Consider the following 25,881-nt stretch of genomic DNA (forward strand, 5'->3'; position numbering starts at 1 on the left):
AGATCGGGCTCGGTCTCGACGAGCGCGGCCAGGACCTCGCGCTCGTCGACCTTCGGACTGGCCAGGGCCCAGGTGATGGGCAGCCCGGCCGGAGTACAGACCAGGTGCAGCTTCAGGCCCCAGAACCAGCGCGAGTGCGAGCGGCTGTAGCCGTAGCCGGCCCAGCCTGCCAGGGCCGAGCGCCGGACGGTGTCGCGGGAGCGGCCGCACTCCACCGGTGTCGAGTCGGTGATCCACACCGGGTCGGCCCACAGGTCGGTCGCCTTCGCCAGGTCGCGGATGGCCTGCTGGAGCAGTGGCCGGGCCGCACGCAGACGCTTGTTGTAGGCCGGCCGTTCGGGCAGGCCCGGGAACATGCCGCGCAGGTGGGCGTGGGCGAAGCGGATCCAGCGGGCCTCGGAGTGGAAGCCCAGCAGCACCTGGGCCACCGCCAGGCAGACCAGCTCGGAGTCCGTCAGCCGCGGCGGTCGGCCCAACCATCGCGTTCGGGGCAGGTGATCATCGATCTGCACGTAGAGTGCGGTCAGGAGGGTGTCCAGCTCTTCGGTCGTCACAACCCGAATGCTGGACACCCTCCCTGCATGCCCGGAGCAGAACCGGCAAACCCAGCCGACTTCGGAACTACTCGTCTAGGCCTGTCCGGCGGGGGTGTCGGACGGCGAAGAGCGCCGGGCCCCCGTCCGAGGCAGTGGACGGGGGCCCGGCGCCGGTCCGGTGCGCCGGACGGCCCGCGGAACCCTTGCACGGTGGGCGGGCCGGCCCGCGTACCGGGGTCGGACGGGTCCTACGAGCTGCTCTCCAGCGTGCCGAGCGTGACGTCGGCGGTCTTGCTGTTGCCGTCCCGGGTGTAGGTGACGGTCACCTTGCTGCCCGGGGTGAGCGAGGCGAGCGCGGTGGTGAGCGCGTTCAGCGAGTCGACCGGGGTGTCGCCGATCTTGGTGATGACGTCACCGGGCTGGAGCCCCGCCGAGGCGGCCGGACCGCCCTGGCTGACCGCCACGATCACCGCGCCGGCCGGCTGGAACTGCTGGTTGAAGCTGGTCCGGGCGGTGATGCCGAGCGCGGCCCGGCCGGAGTTGGTGACCTTGCCCTGGTTGATCAGCTGGTCGGTGATGTTGGTGATGGTGGACGCCGGGATGGCGAAGCCGATGCCGGGGGCGGCCGCGCCGTTGGTCTGCGGCTCGGTCGCGGCGAGGGTGTTGATGCCGATCACCTGGCTGTCCAGGTTGACCAGCGCGCCGCCGCTGTTGCCCGGGTTGATGGCGGCCGAGGTCTGCACCATGTTGCCGATGGTGGCGCCGGGCGAGCCGCCGCCGCGGGGCTCGGAGACGGTCCGTCCGGTGGCCGAGACGATGCCCTGGGTGACGCTGCTGGAGAGCCCGAGCGGGCTGCCCATGGCGAGGGTGATCTGACCGATCTGGACCTTGCCGGAGTCGCCGAAGGTGGCCGGTTTGAGGTTGCTCGGCGGACTGCTGAGCTTGATCACGGCGAGGTCGGAGTCGGGGTAGCTGCCGACCAGGCCGGCGTCCAGCGCCTTGGTGCTGTTGGCCAGGGTGACGGTGAAGGTGGTCGCGGAGCCCACCACGTGGGCGTTGGTGACGATGTCGCCCTTGTCGTCGTAGACGATCCCGGAGCCGAGGCTGTCGCCGGTGATGATCTGGACCACCGAGGGCAGCACGTCGGCGATCACCCTCTGGTACGCGTCCTGCAGCTGGTTGGCACCGCCCGGCTGGGCGCCGGGGGCGGAGGAGGCCTGCTTGGTGGTGCCGGACGGGGAGCCGGCCGCCGACGATGCGGCCGAGGAGGAGGAAGAGGTGGAGCCGCTGCACCCGGCCAGCGCCAGCGCGAGCGCCGCCATGACCGCGACCGCGCCCGGCGCGAGCAGCCGTCCCCGCGCCGCCCTGGGGCCGGTCGGCCGGGGGCCGGCCGGCAGCGGGCGGGTGTGTTCCTTCGTTCGGCTCACCTGGCTGCCTCCGATTCGTCACCACGCCGAGGGCGCGGGCATGAGAGCACGGGAATCTTTGTCAGCATTTCACCGATTTGTCCGAATTGCTTACCGACTCGCCCGAACCCGGTGGCCTGAATTCGAACGCCTAGGATTGCCCCATGACTTGGTTGATCACCGGCGGAGCCGGTTACATCGGTGGGCACGTCGTCCGCCAGCTGCTCGACGCCGGTGAGCGCGTCGCCGTCCTGGACGACCTGAGCACCGGCGACGCCTCCCGGGTGCCGGCCGGCGTCCCGCTGATCGAGGGCTCCACCCTGGACCGCGCCGTCCTGGACGCCGCGATCCGCGAGCACGGCATCGAGGGCGTCCTGCACTTCGCCGCCAAGAAGCAGGTCGGCGAGTCGGTCGAGCAGCCGTTCCTGTACTACCGCGAGAACGTGATCGGCCTGCAGACGGTGCTGGAGGCCGCGGCCGAGGGCGGCGTCAAGCGCTTCCTGTTCTCCTCCTCCGCCGCCGTCTACGGCATGCCGGACGTCGACCTGGTCACCGAGTCCACCCCCTGCGCGCCGATGAGCCCGTACGGCGAGACCAAGCTCGCCGGCGAGTGGCTGGTCGCCGCGGCCGGCAAGGCGTACGGGATGTCCACCGTGGCCCTGCGCTACTTCAACGTGGCCGGCGCCGCCTCGCCCGAGCTCTCCGACGCCGGGGTGTTCAACCTGATCCCGATGGTCTTCGAGCGGCTGACCGCCGGCGAGGCGCCGCGGATCTTCGGCGACGACTACGCGACCCCGGACGGCACCTGCGTCCGCGACTTCATCCACGTCTCCGACATCGCCTCGGCCCACGTGGCCGCCGCCAAGCGGCTGGCCGCCGACCCGGCCGGCGAGACCGCGCTGGTGCTCAACATCGGCCGCGGCGAGGGCGTCAGCGTCAGGGAGATGATCGAGGTGATCGGCAAGGTCACCGGCTACGACACCACCGCCGCGGTGACCCCGCGCCGCCCCGGCGACCCGGCCCGGGTGGTGGCCTCCGCCGACCTGATCCAGCGCGAGCTGGGCTGGAGCGCGAGCCACGACGTGGCCGACATGGTCTCCTCCGCCTGGGAGGGCTGGTGCAGCCGCCACCCCGGGGCCCGCAGGGCCTGACCCGACAGCACCACCGGACCGGCGGTGCCCGCCCCGCTCAACGGGCGGGCACCGCCGTGCCGTAGTAGGCGTCCAGCGCGTACACGCAGCGGTCCTTGGAGCCGACGAAGACCCGGCCGCCGACGGCCACCGGGGAGCCGGTGAGCTCGCCCTTGGTGCCGAGCTCCCAGCGCAGCTGACCGGTCGCCAGGTCCAGGGTGTGCAGGGAGTGGTCCCGGCTGCCCAGGTGCACCAGCCCGTCGGCCACCGCCGGGGAGCCCACGATCTCGCCGCGCGCCGTGTAGCGCCAGCGCTCCCGGCCGGTCGCCGCCTCGAAGGCGTACAGCACCTCGCCGCTGCCCACCAGCACCATGCCGTCCCCGACCACCACCGGCTCGGCGCCCTGGCGGCTGCCGGTGACCCCGCGCCAGCGGTCCAGGCCGGTGGCCGCGTCCAGCGCGTAGACGGTGCCCAGGTAGTCGGCCACGTAGACCGCGTCGCCGTCCAGCGCCGGCGGGGTGAACAGCACCACCGGCGCGTCGAAGCGCCAGCGCTCGGCGCCGCTGGCCGCGTCCAGCGCGTACACCCGGGTGCCCGCCGTCACGTACAGCACGCCGCCGCGCTCGACCGGGTGCGAGGGCACGTCCTCGCCGACCTGGAAGGACCAGCGCAGGCCCGTGCCGCGCGGGTCCACGCAGCGCAGCCGCCCGGCGCCGTAGTAGTAGGCGGAGCCGCCCACCAGGACCGGCCCGGACTGCGGGTTCTCGTAGTCCTGCTGGGCGTCGTCCGCGCGCCACAGCTCCGCGCCGGTGGCGGCCGCGCGCAACTGGACGCCGCCGCCGCGCACGCCGCAGCAGAGCACGCCGTCGGCGGCGGACAGCGAGTAGACCCAGCCGTCCAGCGAGGTGCGCCAGCGCTCGGTGCCGTCCGCGACGTCCACGGTGTACAGGTGCGGGCCGTCGGCGGCGTGCACCCGGCCGGCGTCCACCGCGAGTGCCCAGGCGACGTCCCGGGTCTTGTAGCGGCGCTCGCCGGAACCGATGTCCAGCGCGTGCACCTCGAAGCTGGAGACGAAGAGCGTGCCGTCGGCGACCACCGGGGTGCCCCAGACGTCGTTGGACATCCGGAACCGCCACGGGCGCCAGCGGGCGGCCGGAGCCGGGGAGGGCTGCGGGGCCGGGGCCAGCGGGGGCGCCGGCGGCGGGGTCGGGGCCGCCCGGCGGACCCAGTCGGTGGCGGCCGGGGCGGTGCTCGGACCGGGCTGCTCGTGCTCGGCCCGCGGCCCCGGGCCTATCCGCACCGAGGCACCGGACAGCTGCACCTCGACGGCCACGCCGCCGGTGGGCGCCCGGTGCTTGTTCTTGGAGGGGATCTTCGCGGTGGGGATCTCGCCGTCCCCGGCCCCGGGGTGCGACCCGGCGTGCACCGGCCCGGCCGGCGGCGCGTGGCCGGCGCCCGGGTAGGTGCGCGGGTCGTCCGTGCCGACGGGCTGCGGCGGCGCGGGCGGCTGCGGCGGCGGGGCCTGGAGCGGCGGCTGCCGCGGCGGCTCGGCCGGTCCGGAGTACGGGCGGGGCGCCGGCGCGCTCGGGCGGCGGCCGCGCTTGCGCTCGATCAGCTCCAGCGCGTGGGCGGGCAGCCAGTCGCCGGCCTCGCCGGAGGCGTCGTCCCGGGAGAACAGGTGCGGGGCCAGTTCGGCCTGGATCTGCGCCGGGGTGGGCCGGCGCTCGGGCGCCTGCTGCATGCAGGCGCGGACCAGGTCCATCAGCTCGGGCGCCATGCCGGTCAGGTCCGGCTCCTCGCGCAGCAGCTGGAACACCGTCTCGACCGGGTTGGAGCCCCGGTACGGCGGGTGCCCGGTGGCGCAGAAGACCATCAGCGAGCCGAGCGAGAAGACGTCGCTGGCGCCCCGGACCGTCCGGCTGTCCCGGGCCTGCTCCGGGGACATGTAGGCGGGGGTGCCGACCGCGACGTTGGTCATGGTCAGCCGGGTGCTGGAGACCCCGGACGCGATGCCGAAGTCGATCACCTTGGGGCCGTCCTCGACCACCAGGACGTTGGAGGGCTTGAGGTCCCGGTGGATCAGCCCGGCCGCGTGGATGGACTGCAGCGCCTCGGCGATGCCGGCGACCAGCCAGCGGGTGGCCTCCACCGGCAGCGGGCCGCACTCCTCGACCAGGTCCTCCAGCGAGGGCGCGGGGATGTACGCGGTTGCCAGCCAGGGCACCCGGGCGTCCGCGTCGGCGTCCACCACGGCCGCGGTGTAGAAGCCGCCGACCGTCTTGGCCGCCGCGATCTCGCGCGCGAAGCGGACCCGGAACAGCTCGTCCTCGGCCAGCTCCCCCCGGACGGTCTTGATGGCCACCCGGCGCCCGGAGGCGGAGCGCGCCAGGTAGACCAGCCCCATCCCACCCGCGCCGAGCCGCCCCAGCACCTCGAAGGGCCCGATCCGCCTCGGATCGTGCGCCGTCAGCTGGTCCACTCCGCAGCCACCTCCCCGTTGTCCGCACCCGCCGCGTGGTGCCGGACCCGATTCTCCAATGCCGCCCGGCGCAACTCCAACCTCCCCCACCGGGAGACGGGCGCCGGACGGCCCGCCGGCCAGCGAGGACGGAACGGCCGGATTCTGACACCCGTTCCGGCCGCGGCTTGCGCTCCGTGGCCCGGACCGTCGACTCGTCACCCCGTGCAGCCGGTCACGCTCTGTCACCCGATCACCCCTCAGCGGACTCGCCGTCACGCTATGGGGTCAAAAGCACACGGGGGGGCTTCAAGAGCGGCTTCGAGACCGGTGAATATCCGTCCGAAGTGCTTCGGAGCCCTATAGCAGCCCCCCGTGCGGAGTAATAGTCGCATCACCGAATCGCGCCAAGATCTTGCCACGGTAAGCTGACGGCATGACAGGACAAGTTCGCACCGTCGACGGTCGCGTCGCCGGGCGACGCGGACAGGAGACGCGGCAGAAGCTGCTCGACTGCCTCCGCGAGATGCTCAGCACGTCGCCCTATCGGGACGTCAAGGTCATCGACGTCGCCCGTATGGCGGGTACCTCCCCCGCGACCTTCTACCAGTACTTCCCGGATGTCGAGGGCGCAGTCCTCGAAATCGCCGAGGAAATGGCCAAGGACTCCGACACCCTCAAAGAGCTGGTGGCCGGAAAGTCCTGGGCAGGGAAGTCCGGACCGACCACTTCGGAAGAACTGGTCGACGGATTCCTCGCCTTCTGGCGCAAGAACGACGCCATTCTCCGAGTGGTCACGCTCGGTGCCGCGGAAGGGGACAAGCGGTTCTTCAAGATCCGCATGACCGTCCTCAACTCGGTCGCCAAGCCGCTCGCCGAGGCCGTCAAGGAACTCCAGGCGAAGGGTCAGGCCGACAAGTCGCTCGATCCGAACGCCGTCTCCGGGGCCCTGGTCTCGCTGCTCGCCTCGGCGGCCGAGCACCAGAAGGCCTTCACCTCGTGGGGCGTCAAGGTCAAGGACCTCAAGCCCAACCTCGCTCCCCTGGTGTACCTGGGCGTCACCGGCAAGAAGGCGCCCAAGTAGCACCGTCCGTTCGATCCACCATCCGCTCCGCGCGCAGCCCCGGCCTCCTGTCCGGGGAACGACGGACGGCGGCCGTGTCCTCGGGGGAGGTCCGCCGACGTACCGCACGCGCGCCAGACATGCCGGTGGGCGGGCACCCTGTGTGAGGGGTGCCCGCCCACCGGCATGTCCCGCCCCGGCGGCCGGGTCAGGGGCAGCGGAGGTCAGGGGCAGCGGACGACCTGGCCGGCGTAGGCGAGGCCGCCGCCGAAGCCGAAGAGCAGGACCGGGTCGCCCGGGGAGAGCTCGCCGCGCTCGACCAGCTTGGAGAAGGCGAGCGGGATGGAGGCGGCCGAGGTGTTGCCGGAGTCGATCACGTCCCGGGCCACCACCGCGTCGCCGAGGCCCAGCTTGGCGGCGATCGTGTCGATGATCCGCAGGTTGGCCTGGTGCGGGACGAAGCCCTTCAGCTCCGACGGGTCCAGCCCGGCCCGCTCGCAGGCCTCGCGGGCCAGCGGGGCGAGCTGGGTGGTGGCCCAGCGGAACACCGACTGGCCCTGCTGGCTGATCACCGGGTCCCAGCCGGTGATCACCACGGCGTCGCCCCGTTCCGGCTCGGAGCCCCAGACCACCGGCCCGATGCCCGGCTCGGCGCCCTCCTCCTGGGCCTCGACCACCGCGGCGCCCGCGCCGTCGCCGAAGATCACGCAGGTGGAGCGGTCGGTCCAGTCGAGCGTGTCGGACATCCGCTCGGCGCCGATCACCAGGGCGCGCCGGGCCGCGCCGGCCCGGATCGCGTGGTCGGCGGTGGCCAGCGCGTAGGAGAACCCGGAGCACACCGTGTTGATGTCGTACGCGGCGGGCGTGCGGACGCCCAGCCGGGCGGCCACCGCGGCGGCGGTGTTGGGGCTGCGCTCGATCGCGGTGCAGGTGGCGACGACGACCAGGTCGATCTCCGCCGCCGTCCGGCCGCTCCTGGCCAGGGCCTTCTGGGCGGCCTCGGTGGCGAGGTCGACCAGGGTCTCGCCCTCGGCGATGTGCCGGGTACGGATGCCGACGCGGGTGCGGATCCACTCGTCGTCGGTGTCGACGAGTGCCGCCAGGTCGTCGTTGGAGAGGACCTTGGGGGGCTGGTAGTGGCCGAGTGCCACAATGCGCGAACCGCTCATGCTGCCATGGAACCGGGTTACCCGCTGGTCAGCCGGGCATGACCGGCTACAGGATCCGCACCGCCGATCTGTAGGGGCTCCACAAGGGCCTTGCGGCGCCTGGGGTCAGGCGTCCGCCGAGGTCAGGCGGCCAGCGAGGCCGCGTCGCCCATCACGATCACCGGGTGGGCGGCCGGGTCCAGGGTACGGATCAGCTGGGCCATCTTGTCCTCGGGTATCGACACGCAGCCGTGGGTGGGGCCGTCGTGGTCGACGTGCAGCCAGATGCCGCCGCCCTTCTTGGCGCCCATCGGGCGGCGCATGTCGAGCGGGGAGCTGCCGGCGACCCGGTTGTAGTTGATCGCGACCACGTAGTCGAAGGAGCCGGCCAGCTGGTCGCCGAAGAAGCCCGTCCCGGAGACCACGAAGCTCGGGTCCTTGTCGTACGGGAGCTTGCTGCCGGGGTTGGCGTTGCGGCCGCCGGCGTCGGTGAGCTCGAAGACGCCGATCGGGCTGCGCAGGTCGCCCTCGTTGTGGTCGGTGGTCCAGCCGTTCTTGCCGTTGTGGCCCTGCCAGGTCTCCCCGGCGAGCCAGCGGCCCTCGGGGGTGCGGGTCCACAGCGTGACGCTGTTCTTGTCGGTGTCCTTGCCCTGGCCGCTGGCGACCACGACCTGGGTGGTGGCGGCGGGGATCTTCGCGGTGAAGGCGGCACCGAGGCCGGGTATCGCGGTCAGCGAGCCGTCCGGGCGGGTCTCGCCCCGGCCGGCGGCCGGGGCCGCGGACTGCCGGTCGGTGGCGGCCTGGACGGCGGCGGGGGCGGGCGGTGCGGGGTGGTCGGGCTTGCTGACGCCCTCCGGCCCGGGGCCGTCGGCCGCGGTGGCGACGGACTTGGCGCCGTCCTGGCCGACGGTGTACCAGCCGGCGGCGGCCGCGACCAGCAGCGCGGTGCCGGCCATCACCGCCTTGCCGTGACGTTTCTGCTTGGCCTTGCGCCGTCGGCCCCGGGCGGCGGCCCGGCCACCCGGCGCGGGGGTCGCGGCGGGGGTCACCGAGGCGAGGGGCACCGGGGCGTCGGGCACCACGGGCGCGAACTCCTCGTGGACCGGCTCCTGGAACTCGTGGACCGGCTCCTGGAACTCCTGGAACTCCTGATACGCCTGGTACGCCGGCTGGGGCTCGACGGGGTACTCCTGGAACGGCTGGTCGTACGCCTCGAAGTACCCGTCAGCGGCCCGCCCGTACTCGCCGGGGTGGCCCTGCTGGTCCTGCTGGTAGGGCTCGTACGCGCTGTACGGCGCCTCGTTCAACTGCTGCGGCACTCCGTACACCGGCTCCTGCATCGGCTCGTACGGCGGGTACTCGGTGGCGCGATGAGAACCGGACATGCCGTCGATCCTGCCAAACGCCGTACCCGTTGGTAAACCCGGGTCGCGTGGGGGGCCCGTGAAGACGCCGCCGCCCGGGCCGCGGCTGCGGTCCGGGCGGCGGGGAGTGCGCAGGTCAGAGGCGCATCGCCTGCGGCGTCTCGCGACGCGTCAGGTCCGGGCCGTCGTACTCGCGGATGACCTCGTAGCGGGTGTTGCGCTCCACCGGGCGGAAGCCGGCGTCCCGGATCAGGTCGAGCAGGTCCTCGCGGCCGAGCTTGTTCGGGGTGCCGAAGTTGTCCGCGTCGTGGGTGATCTTGTACTCGACCACCGAGCCGTCCATGTCGTCCGCGCCGTGGCTGAGCGCCAGCTGTGCGGTGGTCACTCCGTGCATCACCCAGAAGACCTTGACGTGCGGGACGTTGTCGAAGAGCAGCCGGGAGACCGCGAAGGTCTTCAGCGCCTCGGCGCCGGTCGCCATCTCGGTACGGGCCATCAGCTTGTTGCGCACGACGCCGTCCTTGGAGTCGTGGAAGTCGTGCTGGTAGCGCAGCGGGATGAAGACCTGGAAGCCGCCGGTCTCGTCCTGCAGTTCGCGCAGCCGCAGCACGTGGTCGACCCGGTGGCGGGGCTCCTCGATGTGGCCGTACAGCATCGTGCAGGGCGTCTTGAGGCCCTTGCTGTGGGCGAGGCGGTGGATCCGCGACCAGTCCTCCCAGTGGGTGTCGTGGTCGACGATGTGCTGGCGGACCTCCCAGTCGAAGATCTCCGCGCCGCCGCCGGTCAGTGACTCCAGGCCGGCGTCGATCAGCTCGTCGAGGATCTCGTCCGCGGACAGGCCGCTGATCTTCTCGAACCAGTGGATCTCGGTGGCGGTGAAGGCCTTCAGCGAGACGTTCGGCAGAGCCGCCTTCAGCTCCCGCAGCGAGCGCGGGTAGTAGCGCCACGGCAGGGTCGGGTGCAGGCCGTTGACGATGTGCAGCTCGGTGAGGGACTCGCTCTCCATCGCCTTGGCGAGGCGGACGGCCTCCTCGATGCGCATCGTGTAGGCGTCCTTCTCGCCCGGCTTGCGCTGGAACGAGCAGTACGCGCAGGAGGCGCTGCACACGTTGGTCATGTTGAGGTGGCGGTTGACGTTGAAGTGGACGACGTCGCCGTTCTTCCGCGTCCGCACGTGGTGGGCCAGTCCGCCCAGCCAGGCCAGGTCGTCGCTCTCGTAGAGCGCGATCCCGTCCTCGCGGGTCAGTCGCTCACCCGCGTAGACCTTCGCCTCCAGCTCGCGCTTGAGCCCTGCGTCCATGCGGTGACCCGCCTCCTCCGACATTCGATTCCTTGCCGGAGACGAGGTTACGCCTATGCGGAGAGCAGCTCCGCGAGCAGACCCGGGTCGATGTTGCCGCCGCTGACCACGGCCGCCACGGTCTGGCCCCCGGTCTCGGCGGCCCGGTGGAAGTAGGCGGCCGGGGCGACCGCGCCGGAGGGCTCGGCGACCAGCCGGCCGCGGCGGGCCAGCAGGGCGACGGTGGCGCGGATCTCGTCCTCGGTGACGGTGACGATGTCGTCCACGTAGGTGGTGATGTGCTCGTACGGCAGCACGCCGACCGAGGGGGTGCGCAGCCCGTCCGCGATGGTCCGGTAGGTGTCCGCGACCGGCCACTCCACCCGGCGCCCCGAGCGCAGGCTCTCCCGGGCGTCGGCGGCCAGCTCCGGCTCCACGCCGATCACCCGGACGCCCGGGCGGGTGAGCTTGAGCGCGGCCGCCGTCCCGCCGATCAGTCCGCCGCCGCTGACCGGCACCAGGACGGTGTCCAGTTCGGCCGGGGCGTCCTCGGCGATCTCCAGGCCGACGGTGCCCTGGCCCGCGACGATGAACGGGTCGTCGTACGGCGGCACCCAGACGTAGCCGTGCCGGTCGGCCAGCTCGCCGGGCAGGGCGTCCCGCTCCGCGGGCGGCACCAGGACCACCTCGGCGCCGTACGAGCGGGTGGCCTCCACCTTCACCGCGGGCGAGGTGTCCGGCATCACGATCACGGCCTTGATGCCGAGCAGCTGAGCCGCGTACGCGACCGCCTGCGCGTGGTTGCCGCTGGACTGGGCGACCACGCCGCGGGAGCGCTCGTCCGCGGTCAGCGCGGCCAGCCGGTTGTAGGCGCCGCGGGTCTTGAAGGCCCCGGTCGGCTGGAGGTTCTCGGGCTTGAGCCAGAGCCGCCGCTCGCCCTCGGACGCCCAGGGCGCGGGAACCAGCGGGGTGCGTACCGCCACCCCCGCGATCCGCTGCCGGGCAGCGCGCAGCTCCTCCAGACCGACCAGTGCCATGCGTCACTCTCCTACAGGAGGAAGCTCACTCACCCGGTTCTCCCACTTCGTGGAGAGTACGACGGTGGTGCGCGTCCTGGCCACGCCTTTCGTGCCCGAGATCCGCTTGACCACCGACTCCAGGCCGGCCACGTCGGCCACCCTGACCTTGAGCATGTAGGAGTCGTCACCCGCGATGAACCAGCAGTCCTCGACCTCGTTGAGGTCCTTCAGCCGGAACGCGACGTCCTCGTGGTCGGCCGCGTCGGTGAGCTGAAGGCCGATCAGGGCCGTGACGCCGAAGCCGAGCGAGGCCGGGTTGACCGTCGCGCGGTAGCCGGTGATCACACCGGCCTGCTCCAGGCGGTTGATGCGGTCCGTGACGCTCGGGCCGGAGAGTCCGACCAGTCGGCCCAGCTCGGCGTAGGACGCGCGGCCGTTCTCCCGGAGCGCCTGGATGAGCTGCCTGTCCACCGTGTCCATATACCGTCCGCGTCCTTCCGAACCTCACCAGACCCACAGATCATTATCCGGATTCAAAGGCGCTGTGCGCTGACCGACCCGGATATCGCAGAGAACATACTCTCCCTCCCTCGGTCTGCTTACTCCCCCTCAGCCCGATCGCCGTCCCCGCCCTCCGGCTTGCGGGCGGCCGCGCCCAACTCGCCCTCCCAGCGCAGGTACAGGGAATGCGGCACGTCGACGGCGTCCAGCACCCGGCCGGCCACGAAATCCACGAGTTCGCGCACGGTGGAGCCGCCGGCGTAGAAACCGGGTGAGGCGGGCAGCACGACCGCACCCTGCGCGTCCAGTTCCACCAAGTGCTTCAACGTCACCCCGTTGAGTGGTGTCTCGCGCACGCACACGACCAGCGGACGGCGCTCCTTGAGGGTGACGCTGGCCACCCGCTGCAGCAGGTCCTTGCTCAGGCCGAGCGCGATCCCGGCCACCGCGCCGGTGGTCGCGGGGACCACCAGCATTCCCTTGGCGGGGTACGAGCCGCTGGACGGGCCGGCCGCGAAGTCCCCGGCCGGCCAGTAGCGGACGTCGTCCAGGCCGTCCTCCGTCCCGAGCCAGCGTGCGAGGTCGGCGCGCCAGTGGGCGTCCCGGAAGGAGATGCCGGTCTCGTCCAGGATGGTGAGCCGGGCGGCCCGGCTGACGATCAGGTCCACCGCCTCACCGGCGGCGAGCAGCGCCCGGATCACCGAGGCCGCGTACGGCGTCCCCGACGCTCCCGAGACCCCGACCACCCACGGCTGACGCTTCGCAGTTCCCATGGGGCAATTCTGTCCCGCCCCACCTGCGGCTTCGGCCCGGGGACGGCCGAGCGGCCCCGCGGCGGCGCGCCCCCTGGGAGGATGGGCGCATGGCAGCGACCCTCGTCGACCTCACCCATCAGGTGACCACCGCGATGCCGGTCTATCCCGGCGATCCGGCCGTCCTGCTGGAGCCCGCGCTCACCACCGCCACCGCCGGGGTGAACGTGCTGGCCCTGCACCTCGGCTCGCAGTCCGGGACCCACGTGGACGCGCCGTACCACGTGGACGTCACCTGGCCGACCCTGGACGGGCTGCCGCTGGAGCGGTTCACCGGCCCGGCCGTGGTGGCCGACCTGCGCGGACTGGAACCCCGTACGGCCGTCACCCCCGAGCTGCTGGCGCCCGCGCTGGAGCGCTGCGGGGAGGGCTCCGTCCTGCTGCTGGCCACCGGCTGGGTCCGGCACTGGGGCACCGACGCCTACCTGGCCCACCCCAGCCTGACCCCGGCGGCCGCCGAGGCGATCGTGGCCACCGGGGTGCGGACGGTCGGCGTGGACGCGCTGAGCGTGGATCCCACCCCCGACCCGGGGCCGGACGACCGGGCGGTGGCCGCGCTGCTCGCCGACCTCACCGACGAGCACGACGGGCCCGACCCGGCGGCGGAGGAGGCGACGCTGGCGGCCCACCGGGTGCTGCTGGGGGCGGAGGGCGGCGGGGTGATCGCCGAGAACCTGACCGACCTGCGGGCGCTGCTGGAGGCGCAGGAGGCCGGCCGGCCGGTCGAGGTGTCGCTGTTCCCGTTGCGGCTGGTGGCGGCGGACGGGGCGCCGGTACGGGCGGTGGCGCGGCTGGGCTGAGGGCCGGTCCGGGCCCGCTCGGCAGCCTGCCCGCGCAAGGGACTTGGTCTAGACCATCCTCGGGTGGCGCCACTAGGCTGTCCGGCCATGGCTGAGATCATCGGAGTGGTCGAGCGGCTCTGGCGCTACCCCGTGAAGTCCACCGGCGGTGAACGGCTGGACGCCGTGGACGTCGACCTGCGCGGCCTCGCCGGCGACCGCCTCTACGCCGTCCGCGGCGCCTCCGGCAGACTCGGCTCGGGCAAGAACACCCGCCGCCTCCGCCGGATGGACGGCCTGCTCCGGCTCTCCGCCCGCCTCGGCCACCGGATCGACGGCCCCGAGCTGTTCGACCCGCTCGGCCATCCGGTCGACCACCCGACCGCCTTCCTGCGCGCCTACCTCCAGCGCGGGGACGTCGAACTCGCCCGCGAGGACGCCGTCTCGCACTTCGACCGACTGCCGGTCAGCCTGCTCACCACCGCCACCCTGGACTGGGTCCGCGAGGCCGTCCCGTTCGCCGTGGTGGACGAACGCCGCTTCCGCCCCAACATCGTGCTGCGCACCCCGCCGGGCACCCCGCCCTTCGTCGAGGACACCTGGTTCGGCCGCCGGGCCGGCGGCGAGGCCCGGGACAGCGCCCGGTTCGCCTTCGTCACCTCCAGCGAGCGCTGCGCGATGTCCGGCGCCGCGCAACCCGGGCTGCCGCACGCCCCCGAGATCCTCAAGGCGATCGTGCACGCCCACGACGGCCGGCTCGACGCCCTCGCCGAGGTCGCCGCTCCGGGGCGGCTCCGGCTCGGCGACCGCCTGGTGCTGGACTGAGCCTCCGAGTGGACTTCGGCACGAATCCGCAGGTCAGAGCTGTTTCTGAGATTCTCCCAAAAAACTTTGAACCCACCTGCAACCCCCGTGCCCCTCGCACGTCTATCTGAGTGAGCGGCGGGGAAACCCGCCGGAGCGGCCCGCAGGCGACACCGGGGCACCACCCCGGACCTCGGGTCCGACCATGACCGCGCTGATCAATCGGCAGCAGAACGCTGCCGGCGTAACACCCTGGGGGGTATTCACCATGGCCGTCGTGCGTGCACGTCGTTCCCGCTCCACCGTCCTCACCGCCGCCACCCTGGGCGTGCTGGTGGCCACCGGCGCCGTAGTGGCCTCCCCGGCCGCCTACGCCGCCGACGCCCCGACCCCGGCCGCCACCGCCACCGCCACCGCCACCGCGGAGCCGACCGCCAAGGCCACGGCCACCGCGGAGCCGACCGCCACCGCCACCGCCACCGCCACCGCCACCGCGGAGCCGACCGCCAAGGCCACGGCCGACAAGCTGTCGCTGCAGGTCGACGCGCCCGCGTCGGTCGGCCGCGGCGGGGAGCCGGTCGAGTTCACCGAGACCGTCACCAACTCCGGCACCGCCGACGCCTCGTTCAAGCTGCGGGTCAAGGCCACGACCGACGCCAGCCCCCTCGCGTACCAGGCCATCAAGGTCGACTACCGCGACGCGGACGGCACCTGGAAGCCCGTCACCGACACGGTGCCCGGTCTGACCGTCGCCGCCGGCGCCACCAGGACCGTCCAGCTGCGTCTCACCACCGGGCTCCACTCCTACTGGACCGACCGGGTGTCCACCGTGAAGCTCAGCTCCGCCGTCCTCGACGCGACCGGCAGCACCGTCCTCGCCGAGAGCACCAAGGACGTCTCGGCCGAGTACGTGACCCTGGAGGTCGGGAACGCCCCGACCACCGCCGTCATCGGCGGCGCGCCGGTCGAGTTCGACGTCACCATCAAGAACCCCAGCGCCTCCCGCTTCACCAACGTCTCCAAGGTCCTGCAGGCCGACAAGTCCAGCACGCTCCAGATGCAGAAGGCCGACGGCAGCTGGCAGACCCTCACCGGGACCTCCCTCCCCCACGCCGACGGAGACCTCCGCTACCAGCTCGCGGACGACCAGAACCTGGCGCCCGGCGAGACCTTCACCCGGCACCTGCGCCTCGGCTTCACCGGCGACGCCAAGGTCGGCACGACGTACGTCCACCCGCAGGCGCTGCTCGACCAGGGCAGCAACTACTCGCCCGTCTCGGTCGGCCCCCAGTACATCGCGATCAACCTCACCGGCTCGCCCCTGAGCCTGTCGGTGCAGGAGCCGGCGTCGATCGGCAACGGCGGCAAGCCGGTCGAGTTCACCGAGACCGTCACCAACACGGGCGGCGCCGACGCGCCGTTCAACCTGAACCTCGACGCGAGCAACCCGGCCGCCCGCAGCGACGGCCGCATCACCCTGGAGTCCCGCGACGCCGACGGCACCTGGAAGCCGGTCGGGCTCACCTTCAAGCAGCAGGCCGACGGCTTCCACTTCGTCGGCTCGCTCGGCGGCGTGACCGTCCCGGCCCACGGCACCAAGACCGTCCAGCTGCGCATCGCCGCGCCGCTCAACAACGACTGGGCCGGCCAGAGCGGCACCGTCAAGCTCTCCTCGGCCGTTCTCGACCAGGCCGGGCAGAACGTCCTCGCCGACAGCACCAAGGACATCGCGCTCAAGGCCCTCGACGTGCAGACCAAGGGCGCGCCCACCACCGCCGTCCCCGGCGGGGCCCCGGCCGAGTTCGACATCAGCTTCACCAACTCCAGCGCCTCGGCCTACGACAACGTGTCGCCCATCGTCCAGACCGACCGGCGCAGCACCCTCCAGGTGCAGAAGGCCGACGGCAGCTGGGAGGACATCACGGGCGTCCCGACCCCTCAGCCGGGCGCCGACCAGGTCGTCTACCACCTCACCGCGGACAAGAACCTGCCCGCCGACACCACCGTCACCAAGCACGTCCGCCTCGGCTTCACCGACGGCGCGCCGCTCGGCCGGACCTACGTCAACGCCGTGGCCGTCCTCGGCGAGGGCACCGACCACCCCGCCTCCGTCGGCCCCCAGGGCTTCGCCGTCGACGTCAGCACCACCCCGGCCACCGGCACCGACAAGGGCGCCACCGACGGCGGCACCAACGCCGTCAAGGCCGGCCTCACCACCACCTCCGGTGGCGGCGCCGACGCCACCGGAGCCACCACCGGCACCACCGACGACACCCAGCTGGCGGGCGGCTCGCTCGCCCACACCGGCTCGGACGGCATGCTGGCGGCCGCCGCGGCCGCGGCCGGCCTGCTCGCCAGCGGCATCGGCGCGATCTTCTTCGCGCGTCGCCGCCGCAACGCCTGATCCCCGCTCCGAAGAGCACCGAGCCCCGGCTCCCCGGCACTGTCCGGGGGCCGGGGCTCGTCGTCTCTCAGCTCCGGACGAGGCAGAAGGGATGCCCGGCCGGGTCGGCGTAGATCCGCCAGCCGCCGGCGTCGTGGAGGCGTACGGCGCCGAGGGCGAGGACTTCGGGCTCGGCGGCGTCGAGATCCGCCACGTCGATGTCCAGGTGCGCCTGCTGGGGGTGGTCCGGGGCGGGCCAGCGGGGCGGGCGGTGGTCGGCGACGGCCTGGAAGCAGAACACCGTGCCGTCGTCGAGGTGGAGCGTGGACCAGCCGGGGCCCAGGGACCACCGCCGGTCCGGGCGGTCGACCTCGCCGCCGAGGACGGCGGCGTAGAACCGGGCGAGCGCCGCCGGGTCCGGGCAGTCGAGCACCAGGCACTGCAGTCTGCCGATCACGCTTCTCCTCGGGGTGTGTCCCGGTCGGGGCCGGGCAGGGCGACCGCCCGCAGGTAGGCCTCGGTGAAGAGGTCGATGGACTCGTCCAGCGAGGGCAGGGCTGCGCCGAGGGCGGTTTCGAGCACCGGGCGCATCAGGACGCGGCTGAGCAGCGGGCCCAGCAGCAGCTGCGCCAGCACCGGGAGCGGCAGCGGCCGGATCCGGCCGGCCTCGACGTGGGGCAGCAGCAGACGGCCGAGGCCGTCGATGATCCGCGGCATGTGGACCGCCATCATCCGGGCGGCGGGCCCGTCGGGGCGGCTGAGCAGGTCGGCGAAGACCGCCGGAATGATCCGCGGCTCGTCGGAGAGGCTGGCGAGGAAGGTCCGGTGGAGCGCCCGGACGGTGTCCTCCAGGCACTCGGGCGGGTCGGCTGCCAGCGCCTCCAGGTCGGGCAGCGGGCCGTACTGCAGGAAGACGGCGGCGAGCAGGCCGTCCCGACCCTCGAAGACGGCGTGCAGGCTGGGCAGCGAGCACTCGGCGCGGTCGGCGACCGCGTCCAGGGTGATCGCGCCGAGGCCGCGTTCGGCCACCAGGTGGGCCGCCGCCTCGATCGCGCGCTCCCGTACCGGCCGTCGCCCGCCCGGGTCGACGCCGGCCCGCCGGACCGCTTCGTCCAGCGCGGCCCGGGAGCCGCCGAGCCGGCGCAGCAGCGTGCTGCGCGAGACGCCGGCCGCCGTCGCGATCGCGGTCAGCGGGACGTCCGCGACGTCCTGGCCCCGCTCCTTCGCCGCCCTGAGAGCGGCCGCCACCAGATCCTCCATGTGGAGCATCGTACTACTTGACACCTGAGACGGTTCCACAGATTCTGTATATAGGAGTTCCAAACGGAACCGGCAAGGGACCGAGGGGAGAAAGCCATGAGCGTCGTCGTCTCCGGGGGCGGACCGGCCGGAATGATGCTGGGCCTGATGCTGGCCCGGGCGGGCGTCGAGGTGACCGTGCTGGAGAAGCACGCCGACTTCCTGCGCGACTTCCGCGGCGACACCGTCCACGCCTCCACCGTGCGGCTGATGGACGAACTCGGCCTCGGCCGGAAGTTCGCCGCACTGCCGCAGAGCCGGCTCGGCAACCTGGTGCTGCCGCTGCCCGGCGTCGGCACCGTCGCGCTGAGCGCCTTCGACAGGCTGCCCGCGCCGTACAACTACATCGCGATGATGCCGCAGTGGGACCTGCTCAACTTCCTGGCCGACGAGGCCAAGCAGGAGCCCACCTTCACCGTGCGGATGAACACCGAGGCGACCGGGCTGCTGCGGGAGGGCGGCCGGGTGGTCGGTGTGCGCTACCGCACCCGGGACGGCGAGGAGGGCGAGATCCGCGCCGACCTCACCGTCGCCGCCGACGGTCGGCACTCCACCCTGCGCCGGGAGGCCGGCCTCGCCCCCCAGGAGTACCCGGTGCCCTTCGACGTCTGGTGGTTCCGCCTCCCCCGGCACGCCCACGAGCAGGCCGCGCCGCCCAACCTCGCCCCCGGTTTCGGCGACCGCGAGATGGCGCTCAGCCTCACCCGCTCCGACTTCTTCCAGATCGCGTACTTCAACTCCAAGGGCTCCGACGCCCGGCTGCGCGCCGAGGGCATCGAACGCTTCCGCGCCCGGATCGCCCGCGTCCTGCCGCAGTACGCCGACCGGGTCGACCAGTTGGCGAGCCTGGACGACGTCCACCTGCTCGACGTCAGGCTCAACCGGCTGGACCGCTGGTACGTCGACGGGCTGCTGCTGATCGGCGACGCCGCCCACGCGATGTCCCCGGCCGGCGGCGTCGGCATCAACCTCGCCATCCAGGACGCCGTCGCCGCCGCCACCCTGCTCGCCGCACCGCTCCGGCGCGGCCGTCCGACCGTCGCCGCCCTGGCCCGGGTCCAGCAGCGCCGCTGGTGGCCCACCGTGGTCATGCAGCGGCTCCAACGGGTCCTGCACGGCGTGATGTTCGCCCCGGTGCTGTCCGGGCGCCGCTCCGGCCCGCCCACCGGCTTCGCCGTGCTCTCCCGCCGGGTGCCCGCGGTCCGGCTCGCCCTCTCCCGCCTCATCGCCCTCGGGCCGCGCCCCGAACACGCCCCGGCCTTCGCCCGGCGGCCCACCGCCTGACCTCGCGGACGGCGTGTCCCGGACCGGCCGTTCGGACGGGCGGTTTCCGGGGAACGACCACCGGCATGACGATCCCTCACCGCGTGACCGGCACCGGCCACCACCACGTCCTCGTCCTGCACGACTGGTTCGGCACCAGCGCGGGCTGGGGGCCCTTCCTCGACTACCTCGACGGCAGGGCCTTCAGCTACGCCTTCCTCGACTACCGCGGCTACGGCGAGCGCAAGGACGTCACCGGCGCGTACACCCTCGCCGAGATCGCCGACGACGCCCTCGCCCTCGCCGACCAGCTCGGCTGGGACCGGTTCTCGTTGGTCGGCCACTCGATGGGCGGCAAGGCGGCCCAGCAGGTCCTCGCCGAGGCGCCGCTGCGGGTGCGCAAGCTGGTCGGCCTGGCGCCGGTCCCGGCCGGGGCCTACCCCCTGGACGAGGCCGGGGAGGCGCTGTTCTACGGCGCCGCCGAGGACCGGGAGAAGCGGTACGCGATCCTCGACCTGGTCACCGGCCAGCGGGCCGGCCGGGTCTGGCTGGAACGGATGGTCGACCAGTCGCTGCGGCTGTCGAACGCCGAGGCCTTCGGCGGGTACGTCCGGGACTGGGCGACGGCCGACCTGGAGCGCCGGATCAGCGGGAACCCGGTACCGGTCAAGGTGATCGTCGGCGAGCACGACCTCGCCCTGACCGCCGACGTCATGCGGGGCACCTGGCTGGAGCACTACCCCAACGCGGAGCTGGAGGAGCTCGGCGGCAGCGGGCACTACCCGATGTACGAGGCGCCGGTCGCCCTGGCGTCGTCGCTGGAGTCCTTCCTGCACAACTGACGCGCAGGCTTCACTCGTTCGGGTGAGTTCACGCTCGGGAGCGGGGATGTGTAGCAGGCTCCTCCCCGTACTGGTCAGCCGCCTGAGCGAAAGAGGAAGCCATGCCCGCCGACATCCCCACGGACCTCAAGTACACCAAGGACCACGAGTGGGTCCTGCTGCAGGGAAAGACAGCCCGGGTGGGCATCACCGACTACGCGCAGAAGCAGCTCGGCGACATCGTCTTCGTCGAACTCCCCAAGGAGAAGGCCAAGTTCGATCTCGGCCAACCGTTCGGCACGGTGGAGTCGGTCAAGTCGGTGAGCGAGCTCTACGCCCCGCTGTCCGGAACGGTCGCCAGGGTGAACGAGGACCTGAACGACAACCCCGAGGACATCAACGGCGATCCGTACGGCGACGGTTGGATGATCGAGCTGACGCTCGCCGGCGCCGACGAGCAGAAGGGGCTGCTCACCGCGGCCGAGTACCAGGCCTACCTCAAGGACGAGTAACCCGGCCCTCGGACGCGACGCGGCGCCCGCCGGAGTCCCGGCGGGCGCCGCCCGGGTCAGACGCCGAGGCCGCGGACGAGCAGGTCGACCAGGGCGAAGAAGAACAGCGAGATGCCGACGAAGCTGTTGGTCTGGAAGAAGGCCCGGTTGAGCCTGGACAGGTCGTTGGGGCGGACGATGGTGTGCTCGTAGACGAAGGCGCCGGCGACGACCAGCAGGCCGGTCCAGAACGCCGGGCCGGCGTGGGTGAGGACCGCGAACCAGCCGAGCAGCAGGGTGGTGAGGACGTGGCAGACCCGGGCGCCCCGGATCGCCGCCGGGACGCCGAAGCGGGCCGGCGGGGAGCCGACGCCGGTCTCCCGGTCGGACTCGACGTCCTGGCAGGCGTAGATCAGGTCGAAGCCGCCGATCCAGATGCCGACCGCGACGCCCAGCACCACGGCGTCCCAGGACCAGCTGCCGGTCACCGCGAGCCAGGCGCCCACCGGGCCCATGGCCTGGGCCAGGCCCAGGATGGCCTGCGGGAAGTTGGTGAACCGCTTGCCGTACGGGTAGACGACCATGGGCACCACGGCCACCGGGGCGAGGGCCAGGCAGAGCGGGTTGAGCATCGCCGCCGCGCCGAGGAACACCACCAGGGCGACCGCCGACCCGACGTACGCGGTCTTCAACGACACGGCACCGGTGACCAGTTCGCGCCCGGCCGTACGCGGGTTCCGGGCGTCGAGCTCGCGGTCGATGATCCGGTTGGCGGCCATCGCGAAGGTGCGCAGACCGACCATGCAGACGGTGACGATGAACAGCTCGCCCCAGTGCACCCGCCTGTCGGCCAGGAACATGGCGGTCAGCGCGGCGATGTAGGCGAAGGGCAGGGCGAAGACCGAGTGCTCGATCATCACCAGGCGCAGGAACGCTCTCGTGCGCCCGGGGGTTTCCACCGCGGCCGTGCTCACAGTCCGTACTCCTTCCAGCGACGCGAGACCAGGGCGGCCGTGGCCGGGTCCGAGGAGACCATCTCCGGCCAGCCGCCGTCCCGGGTGTAGCCCTCCTCGGGGAGCTTGCGGGTCGCGTCGATGCCCGCCTTGCCGCCCCAGAACTGCTGGTAGGAGGCGTGGTCGAGGTGGTCGACCGGGCCTTCGACCACGGTGAGGTCGCGGCTGTAGTCGACGTTCCCGAACGCCCGCCAGGCGACCTCCTGGTAGTCGTGGACGTCGCAGTCGGAGTCCACCACGATGATCAGCTTGGTGAGCGACATCATGTGGGCGCCCCAGATCGCGTGCATCGTCTTCTGGGCGTGCTTGGGGTACTTCTTGTCGATCGAGACGATCACGCAGTTGTGGAAGCCGCCGGCCTCGGGCAGGTCGTAGTCGACGATGTCCGGGATGATGATCTTCAGCAGCGGAAGGAAGAACCGCTCGGTGAACTTGCCCAGCGGGCCGTCCTCCGTCGGCGGGCGGCCGACCACGATGGACTGCAGGATCGGACGGCGGCGCATCGTCACGCAGTCGATCGTCAGCGCCGGGAAGGGCTCCTGCGGGGTGTAGAAGCCGGTGTGGTCGCCGAACGGGCCCTCGGGGAGCATCTCGCCGGGCTCCAGCCAGCCCTCCAGGACGACCTCGGCGTCGGCCGGGACCTGCAGCGGGACGGTCTTGCAGTCGACCATCCGCACCCGCTCGCCAGCGATGAACCCGGCGAACAGGTACTCGTCGATGTCGCCGGGCAGCGGCGCGGTGGCCGCGTAGGTGACGGCCGGCGGGCAGCCGAAGGCGATCGCGACCGGGAGCCGCTCGCCGCGCTTCGCCGCGACCGCGTAGTGGTTGCGGCTGTCCTTGTGGATCTGCCAGTGCATCCCGATGGTGCGGCGGTCGTGCCGCTGGAGCCGGTAGAGGCCGAGGTTGCGGATGCCGGTGTCCGGGTCCTTGGTGTGGGTCAGGCCCAGGTTGAAGAAGGAGCCGCCGTCCAGCGGCCAGGTGAAGAGGGCGGGCAGCTCGTCCAGGTTGACGTCGTCGCCGGTGAGCACGACCTCCTGGACCGGGGCGTCGCCGGACTTCACGTGCCGGGGCGGGACGTGCGCCATCGAGGCGAGCTTGCCGAAGGCGTCCCGGAAGCCGGTGAAGCCCTGCGGCAGCTCCGGCTTGAGCAGGCCGGCGATCTTCTCGGAGATGTCCTCCGGGCCCTTGAGGCCGAGCGACTTGGCGAGGCGCCGTTCGGTGCCGAAGACGTTCATCGCGAGCGGCATCGACGAGCCCTTGACGTTCTCGAACAACAGCGCCGGGCCCTTGGCCTTCTGCACGCGATCGACGATCTCGCCGATCTCCAGGTGGGGGTCCACCTCCGCCTTGATGCGCCTGAGGTCGCCCTCGCGGTCGAGGGCCCGGAGAAACGAGCGGAGATCGTCGTATGCCATGCCTGTCAGTATCCGCCACCCGATAGCCTGGCTTGCGTCAAGGGCCCGGGAAGGCGCCCGCCGCTACCGCCCTCGACGGGGGGAGATCGCAGCCGTGCTGAGGATTCTTCTGACCATCGTCCTGCCGCTCGCGCTGTGGGTGTGGGCGTTCGTCGACTGTCTGGTGACGCCCGAGGACGAGGTGAAGCACCTGCCGAAGCCGGTCTGGCTGATCGTGGTGCTGCTCTTCCCGCCGCTCGGCCCGATCGCCTGGCTGGTGGCCGGCAAGCGGCGCGGCTTCCTGCCGTCCGGCGCGCCGGACGGGCGGCCGGGGCAGTCGGCCGCCGAGGGCCGGGCGGGGTACGGCGCCGCGCGGGGCGGCCGTCCGCTCGCGCCGGACGACGATCCGGAGTTCCTCGCGTCCCTCGGGAACGGGTCGTTGAAGGGGAACGACAAGGATCACGAGGACATGCTCAAGCAGTGGGAGGCCGATCTGCGCCGCCGGGAGCGCGAGCTGCGCGGCGGGGACGAGCCCGAGGACGGGCGAAAGAGCTGATCGGAGCGGTCCTCCCGCTCCCCCGGACAGCCCACCCGGCCGATTGCGGGTGGGCTGCGGTGTTTTTGGCGCTTCCCTACGACTGGGGACCCTCCGGCACGAATCGGTCCGTTCCCGGCGTCCTGGTCGAGCGGCCCTTTAGCCGGACTCCAGACTGCCGTTCTACAGTGCGGCGAGACAGCCCTGACCTGCGCTTTTCTTGGTTCTCAGATCATCGGACCATCATCCGCCCGACCACCCGCAGTATTCGAACGGCCACCGAGCGCACCCGCCCCGACCCGGCAGCTTCTGTACAGGCCTCACAGCTAAACGAACTCGACCTTGTACGGAATCGACGCCGAAACCAGCGCACGGCCCCTCGTACAGTCATAAGTGAAGAAGTTGATTCGCAGCTGGGGGCCGAGCAGACGTTGGCTGTCGGACAGTTCCCTCACCCTTGGAGTGGTTCGAGATGACGGTTGTGCATGAGGCGCCGGTCGGCGACGAGGTCCCCGAGATCCCGGTCGACGCCAAGGGGCGGGTCGCCGAGCTCCACGAGCTCCGCGAGAAGGTGCGTCGCGGCCCCAGCGAGAAGGCCACGGAGGCCCAGCACGCGAAGGGCAAGCTGACCGCCCGCGAGCGCATCGAGCTGCTGCTGGACGAGGGCTCCTTCCGCGAGGTCGAGCCGCTGCGCCGGCACCGTGCCCAGGGCTTCGGCCTGGAGGCCAAGAAGCCGCACACCGACGGCGTGATCGTCGGCTGGGGCACCGTGCACGGGCGCACCGTGTTCACCTACGCGCACGACTTCCGGATCTTCGGCGGCGCCCTGGGCGAGGCCCACGCGCAGAAGATCCACAAGATCATGGACATGGCCATCGCGGCCGGCGCCCCGCTGGTCTCGCTGAACGACGGCGCCGGCGCCCGCATCCAGGAGGGCGTCACCGCCCTGGCCGGTTACGGCGGCATCTTCCAGCGCAACACCAAGGCCTCGGGCGTCATCCCGCAGATCTCCGTCATGCTCGGCCCGTGCGCCGGCGGCGCCGCGTACTCCCCTGCGCTGACCGACTTCGTCTTCATGGTCCGCGAGACCTCGCAGATGTTCATCACCGGCCCGGACGTGGTCCAGGCCGTGACCGGCGAGAAGATCAGCCAGAACGGCCTGGGCGGCGCCGACGTGCACGCCGGCGTCTCGGGCGTCTCGCACTTCGTCTACGACGACGAGCAGTCCTGCATCGAGGAGGTCCGCTACCTCCTGTCGCTGCTGCCGCAGAACAACCGCGAGATGCCGCCGTCCGTGGTCAGCGACGACCCGGTCGAGCGCCGCAACGACAGCCTGCTGGACCTGGTGCCCGCCGACGGCAACCGCCCGTACGACATGCGCAAGGTGATCGAGGAGATCGTCGACCACGGCGAGTACCTGGAGGTCCACGAGCGCTGGGCGACCAACGTGCTGTGCGTGCTGGCCCGGGTCGACGGCCACGTCACCGGCATCATCGCCAACCAGCCGCAGTCGCTGGCCGGTGTGCTGGACATCAACGCCAGCGAGAAGGCCGCGCGCTTCGTCCAGATGTGCGACGCCTTCAACATCCCGCTGGTCACCCTGCTGGACGTCCCCGGCTTCCTGCCCGGCGTCGACCAGGAGCACGGCGGCATCATCCGCCACGGCGCCAAGCTGCTGTACGCGTACTGCAACGCCACCGTGCCGCGCATCTCGCTGATCCTGCGCAAGGCCTACGGCGGCGCGTACATCGTGATGGACTCCCGCTCCATCGGCGCGGACCTGTCCTACGCCTGGCCGACCAACGAGATCGCGGTGATGGGTGCCGAGGGCGCCGCCAACGTCATCTTCCGCCGCGAGATCAACGCCGCCGAGGACCCTGACGCCATGCGGGCCCAGAAGATCAAGGAATACAAGAACGAGCTGATGCACCCGTACTACGCGGCCGAGCGCGGCCTCGTGGACGACGTCATCGACCCGGCCGAGACGCGCCAGGTGATCGCCTCCGCCCTGGCCATGCTCCGCACCAAGCACGCCGACCTGCCGAGCCGCAAGCACGGCAACCCGCCGATGTAACGGCGCGGTTCGCAGCAGCAGGCCGGGCCCTATCGAGCACCACCACACACCGCAGCACCATCAACCGGGGGAGAAACCAGGACATGACCGCTTCCGCCGAACCCCTCGTCCGCATCGTCCGCGGCAGCCTCTCCGACGAGGAACTCGCCGCCCTGACCGCCGTTCTGGCGGCCCGCGCGGCCGTCGCCCAGCAGACCGCGGCCACCACGCAGATCGAGCCGATCGCCAACTGGCAGCGGCTGGAGCGCCGCCCGGCCTACTACTCGCCGGTCAGCTGGCAGCAGGCCGCCTGACGGTTCCGGGCTTCCC

Annotated in this window: 24 protein-coding genes; 11 read left to right on the plus strand and 13 right to left on the minus strand. The window is 72.2% G+C overall.

Features of this window, described 5'->3' with window-relative positions; all coding sequences use genetic code 11:
• Together ACZ6Z8_RS28240 and ACZ6Z8_RS28245 are read right to left on the minus strand one after the other, a co-directional pair.
• A partial coding sequence (locus tag ACZ6Z8_RS28240) for a transposase (RefSeq protein ID WP_465612849.1) occupies positions 1-554 on the minus strand: 554 nt, incomplete at its 3' end.
• A 230-nt stretch (positions 555-784) separates the two neighbouring features.
• The gene (locus tag ACZ6Z8_RS28245; RefSeq protein WP_465612962.1) at positions 785-1,858 is read right to left on the minus strand and encodes a S1C family serine protease; all 1,074 of its coding nucleotides are present in this window, start codon (positions 1,856-1,858) and stop codon (positions 785-787) included.
• Between the two features lie 248 nt (positions 1,859-2,106).
• On the opposite strand from ACZ6Z8_RS28245, the gene galE reads away from it, so the two are divergent.
• The gene (gene galE, locus ACZ6Z8_RS28250) at positions 2,107-3,093 is read left to right on the plus strand and encodes a UDP-glucose 4-epimerase GalE (RefSeq protein ID WP_465612850.1); all 987 of its coding nucleotides are present in this window, start codon (positions 2,107-2,109) and stop codon (positions 3,091-3,093) included.
• Between the two features lie 37 nt (positions 3,094-3,130).
• Here galE and ACZ6Z8_RS28255 read toward each other — a convergent pair whose 3' ends face one another.
• The gene (locus tag ACZ6Z8_RS28255; RefSeq protein ID WP_465612851.1) at positions 3,131-5,551 is read right to left on the minus strand and encodes an outer membrane protein assembly factor BamB family protein; all 2,421 of its coding nucleotides are present in this window, start codon (positions 5,549-5,551) and stop codon (positions 3,131-3,133) included.
• Positions 5,552-5,966: 415 nt separating this feature from the next.
• Here ACZ6Z8_RS28255 and ACZ6Z8_RS28260 point away from each other — a divergent pair, with 415 nt between their 5' ends.
• The gene (locus ACZ6Z8_RS28260; protein ID WP_030284205.1) at positions 5,967-6,614 is read left to right on the plus strand and encodes a TetR family transcriptional regulator; all 648 of its coding nucleotides are present in this window, start codon (positions 5,967-5,969) and stop codon (positions 6,612-6,614) included.
• Between the two features lie 203 nt (positions 6,615-6,817).
• On the opposite strand, the gene ACZ6Z8_RS28265 is transcribed toward ACZ6Z8_RS28260, so the two are convergent.
• From ACZ6Z8_RS28265 to ACZ6Z8_RS28290, 6 genes are all read right to left on the minus strand, one after another.
• On the minus strand, positions 6,818-7,762 hold the full coding sequence (locus tag ACZ6Z8_RS28265; RefSeq protein WP_465612852.1) for a beta-ketoacyl-ACP synthase III: 945 nt from the start codon (positions 7,760-7,762) through the stop codon (positions 6,818-6,820).
• A 122-nt stretch (positions 7,763-7,884) separates the two neighbouring features.
• Complete coding sequence (locus tag ACZ6Z8_RS28270; protein ID WP_465612853.1) at positions 7,885-9,126, minus strand: L,D-transpeptidase family protein; 1,242 nt, start codon at positions 9,124-9,126, stop codon at positions 7,885-7,887.
• Positions 9,127-9,241: 115 nt separating this feature from the next.
• On the minus strand, positions 9,242-10,405 hold the full coding sequence (mqnE, locus tag ACZ6Z8_RS28275) for an aminofutalosine synthase MqnE (RefSeq protein WP_465612854.1): 1,164 nt from the start codon (positions 10,403-10,405) through the stop codon (positions 9,242-9,244).
• A 53-nt stretch (positions 10,406-10,458) separates the two neighbouring features.
• Positions 10,459-11,421, minus strand: coding sequence for a threonine ammonia-lyase (locus tag ACZ6Z8_RS28280; RefSeq protein WP_465612855.1), 963 nt, complete (start codon positions 11,419-11,421; stop codon positions 10,459-10,461).
• A gap of 3 nt (positions 11,422-11,424) precedes the next feature.
• The gene (locus ACZ6Z8_RS28285) at positions 11,425-11,883 is read right to left on the minus strand and encodes an Lrp/AsnC family transcriptional regulator (RefSeq protein ID WP_030055719.1); all 459 of its coding nucleotides are present in this window, start codon (positions 11,881-11,883) and stop codon (positions 11,425-11,427) included.
• Positions 11,884-12,002: 119 nt separating this feature from the next.
• The gene (locus ACZ6Z8_RS28290) at positions 12,003-12,677 is read right to left on the minus strand and encodes a UbiX family flavin prenyltransferase (protein WP_465612856.1); all 675 of its coding nucleotides are present in this window, start codon (positions 12,675-12,677) and stop codon (positions 12,003-12,005) included.
• An 89-nt stretch (positions 12,678-12,766) separates the two neighbouring features.
• On the opposite strand from ACZ6Z8_RS28290, the gene ACZ6Z8_RS28295 reads away from it, so the two are divergent.
• The 3 genes from ACZ6Z8_RS28295 (at position 12,767) to ACZ6Z8_RS28305 (ending at position 16,703) form a co-directional block, all read left to right on the plus strand.
• The gene (locus ACZ6Z8_RS28295) at positions 12,767-13,516 is read left to right on the plus strand and encodes a cyclase family protein (RefSeq protein WP_465612857.1); all 750 of its coding nucleotides are present in this window, start codon (positions 12,767-12,769) and stop codon (positions 13,514-13,516) included.
• 87 nt (positions 13,517-13,603) lie between these two features.
• Positions 13,604-14,320 carry an MOSC domain-containing protein gene (locus ACZ6Z8_RS28300; protein ID WP_465612858.1) on the plus strand — a complete coding sequence of 239 codons (717 nt, stop codon included), beginning with the start codon at positions 13,604-13,606 and terminating at the stop codon, positions 14,318-14,320.
• A 256-nt stretch (positions 14,321-14,576) separates the two neighbouring features.
• Positions 14,577-16,703, plus strand: coding sequence for an LPXTG cell wall anchor domain-containing protein (locus ACZ6Z8_RS28305; protein ID WP_465612859.1), 2,127 nt, complete (start codon positions 14,577-14,579; stop codon positions 16,701-16,703).
• 67 nt (positions 16,704-16,770) lie between these two features.
• On the opposite strand, the gene ACZ6Z8_RS28310 is transcribed toward ACZ6Z8_RS28305, so the two are convergent.
• Entirely contained in the window at positions 16,771-17,139 is a 369-nt protein-coding gene (locus ACZ6Z8_RS28310) for a VOC family protein (RefSeq protein WP_465612860.1), read from the minus strand.
• The gene (locus tag ACZ6Z8_RS28315) at positions 17,136-17,942 is read right to left on the minus strand and encodes a TetR/AcrR family transcriptional regulator (protein WP_465612861.1); all 807 of its coding nucleotides are present in this window, start codon (positions 17,940-17,942) and stop codon (positions 17,136-17,138) included. Before ACZ6Z8_RS28315 ends, ACZ6Z8_RS28310 begins: the two co-directional genes overlap by 4 nt.
• A 96-nt stretch (positions 17,943-18,038) precedes the next feature.
• On the opposite strand from ACZ6Z8_RS28315, the gene ACZ6Z8_RS28320 reads away from it, so the two are divergent.
• The 3 genes from ACZ6Z8_RS28320 (at position 18,039) to gcvH (ending at position 20,577) form a co-directional block, all read left to right on the plus strand.
• On the plus strand, positions 18,039-19,265 hold the full coding sequence (locus tag ACZ6Z8_RS28320) for an FAD-dependent oxidoreductase (protein ID WP_465612862.1): 1,227 nt from the start codon (positions 18,039-18,041) through the stop codon (positions 19,263-19,265).
• 65 nt (positions 19,266-19,330) lie between these two features.
• Entirely contained in the window at positions 19,331-20,086 is a 756-nt protein-coding gene (locus ACZ6Z8_RS28325) for an alpha/beta fold hydrolase (protein ID WP_465612863.1), read from the plus strand.
• A gap of 101 nt (positions 20,087-20,187) precedes the next feature.
• Positions 20,188-20,577 carry a glycine cleavage system protein GcvH gene (gcvH, locus tag ACZ6Z8_RS28330; RefSeq protein WP_465612864.1) on the plus strand — a complete coding sequence of 130 codons (390 nt, stop codon included), beginning with the start codon at positions 20,188-20,190 and terminating at the stop codon, positions 20,575-20,577.
• Positions 20,578-20,633: 56 nt separating this feature from the next.
• On the opposite strand, the gene mqnP is transcribed toward gcvH, so the two are convergent.
• Together mqnP and ACZ6Z8_RS28340 are read right to left on the minus strand one after the other, a co-directional pair.
• Entirely contained in the window at positions 20,634-21,530 is an 897-nt protein-coding gene (gene mqnP, locus ACZ6Z8_RS28335; protein ID WP_465612865.1) for a menaquinone biosynthesis prenyltransferase MqnP, read from the minus strand.
• Positions 21,527-22,984 (minus strand): menaquinone biosynthesis decarboxylase, encoded by a 1,458-nt coding sequence (locus ACZ6Z8_RS28340; RefSeq protein ID WP_465612866.1) that lies wholly within the window; start codon positions 22,982-22,984, stop codon positions 21,527-21,529. Before ACZ6Z8_RS28340 ends, mqnP begins: the two co-directional genes overlap by 4 nt.
• 94 nt (positions 22,985-23,078) lie before the next feature.
• On the opposite strand from ACZ6Z8_RS28340, the gene ACZ6Z8_RS28345 reads away from it, so the two are divergent.
• The 3 genes from ACZ6Z8_RS28345 (at position 23,079) to ACZ6Z8_RS28355 (ending at position 25,865) form a co-directional block, all read left to right on the plus strand.
• On the plus strand, positions 23,079-23,519 hold the full coding sequence (locus ACZ6Z8_RS28345) for a PLD nuclease N-terminal domain-containing protein (RefSeq protein WP_465612867.1): 441 nt from the start codon (positions 23,079-23,081) through the stop codon (positions 23,517-23,519).
• Between the two features lie 451 nt (positions 23,520-23,970).
• Positions 23,971-25,572, plus strand: coding sequence for an acyl-CoA carboxylase subunit beta (locus ACZ6Z8_RS28350; RefSeq protein ID WP_465612868.1), 1,602 nt, complete (start codon positions 23,971-23,973; stop codon positions 25,570-25,572).
• Positions 25,573-25,655: 83 nt separating this feature from the next.
• Positions 25,656-25,865, plus strand: coding sequence for an acyl-CoA carboxylase epsilon subunit (locus ACZ6Z8_RS28355; RefSeq protein WP_465612869.1), 210 nt, complete (start codon positions 25,656-25,658; stop codon positions 25,863-25,865).
• Positions 25,866-25,881 lie beyond the last annotated feature (16 nt).

The organism is Kitasatospora sp. NPDC101108, from assembly GCF_055584725.1.

Coding starts and splice junctions, on each gene's coding strand:
- ACZ6Z8_RS28325 (WP_465612863.1), top strand. CDS start 19,331: ATGACGATCCCTCACCGCGTGACCGGCACCGGCCACCACCACGTCCTC.
- ACZ6Z8_RS28285 (WP_030055719.1), bottom strand. CDS start 11,883: ATGGACACGGTGGACAGGCAGCTCATCCAGGCGCTCCGGGAGAACGGC.
- ACZ6Z8_RS28320 (WP_465612862.1), top strand. CDS start 18,039: ATGAGCGTCGTCGTCTCCGGGGGCGGACCGGCCGGAATGATGCTGGGC.
- ACZ6Z8_RS28265 (WP_465612852.1), bottom strand. CDS start 7,762: ATGAGCGGTTCGCGCATTGTGGCACTCGGCCACTACCAGCCCCCCAAG.
- ACZ6Z8_RS28300 (WP_465612858.1), top strand. CDS start 13,604: ATGGCTGAGATCATCGGAGTGGTCGAGCGGCTCTGGCGCTACCCCGTG.
- ACZ6Z8_RS28340 (WP_465612866.1), bottom strand. CDS start 22,984: ATGGCATACGACGATCTCCGCTCGTTTCTCCGGGCCCTCGACCGCGAG.
- ACZ6Z8_RS28315 (WP_465612861.1), bottom strand. CDS start 17,942: ATGGAGGATCTGGTGGCGGCCGCTCTCAGGGCGGCGAAGGAGCGGGGC.
- gcvH (WP_465612864.1), top strand. CDS start 20,188: ATGCCCGCCGACATCCCCACGGACCTCAAGTACACCAAGGACCACGAG.
- mqnE (WP_465612854.1), bottom strand. CDS start 10,405: ATGGACGCAGGGCTCAAGCGCGAGCTGGAGGCGAAGGTCTACGCGGGT.
- ACZ6Z8_RS28280 (WP_465612855.1), bottom strand. CDS start 11,421: ATGGCACTGGTCGGTCTGGAGGAGCTGCGCGCTGCCCGGCAGCGGATC.
- galE (WP_465612850.1), top strand. CDS start 2,107: ATGACTTGGTTGATCACCGGCGGAGCCGGTTACATCGGTGGGCACGTC.
- ACZ6Z8_RS28350 (WP_465612868.1), top strand. CDS start 23,971: ATGACGGTTGTGCATGAGGCGCCGGTCGGCGACGAGGTCCCCGAGATC.
- ACZ6Z8_RS28270 (WP_465612853.1), bottom strand. CDS start 9,126: ATGTCCGGTTCTCATCGCGCCACCGAGTACCCGCCGTACGAGCCGATG.
- ACZ6Z8_RS28355 (WP_465612869.1), top strand. CDS start 25,656: ATGACCGCTTCCGCCGAACCCCTCGTCCGCATCGTCCGCGGCAGCCTC.
- ACZ6Z8_RS28295 (WP_465612857.1), top strand. CDS start 12,767: ATGGCAGCGACCCTCGTCGACCTCACCCATCAGGTGACCACCGCGATG.
- ACZ6Z8_RS28260 (WP_030284205.1), top strand. CDS start 5,967: ATGACAGGACAAGTTCGCACCGTCGACGGTCGCGTCGCCGGGCGACGC.
- ACZ6Z8_RS28245 (WP_465612962.1), bottom strand. CDS start 1,858: ATGGCGGCGCTCGCGCTGGCGCTGGCCGGGTGCAGCGGCTCCACCTCT.
- ACZ6Z8_RS28290 (WP_465612856.1), bottom strand. CDS start 12,677: ATGGGAACTGCGAAGCGTCAGCCGTGGGTGGTCGGGGTCTCGGGAGCG.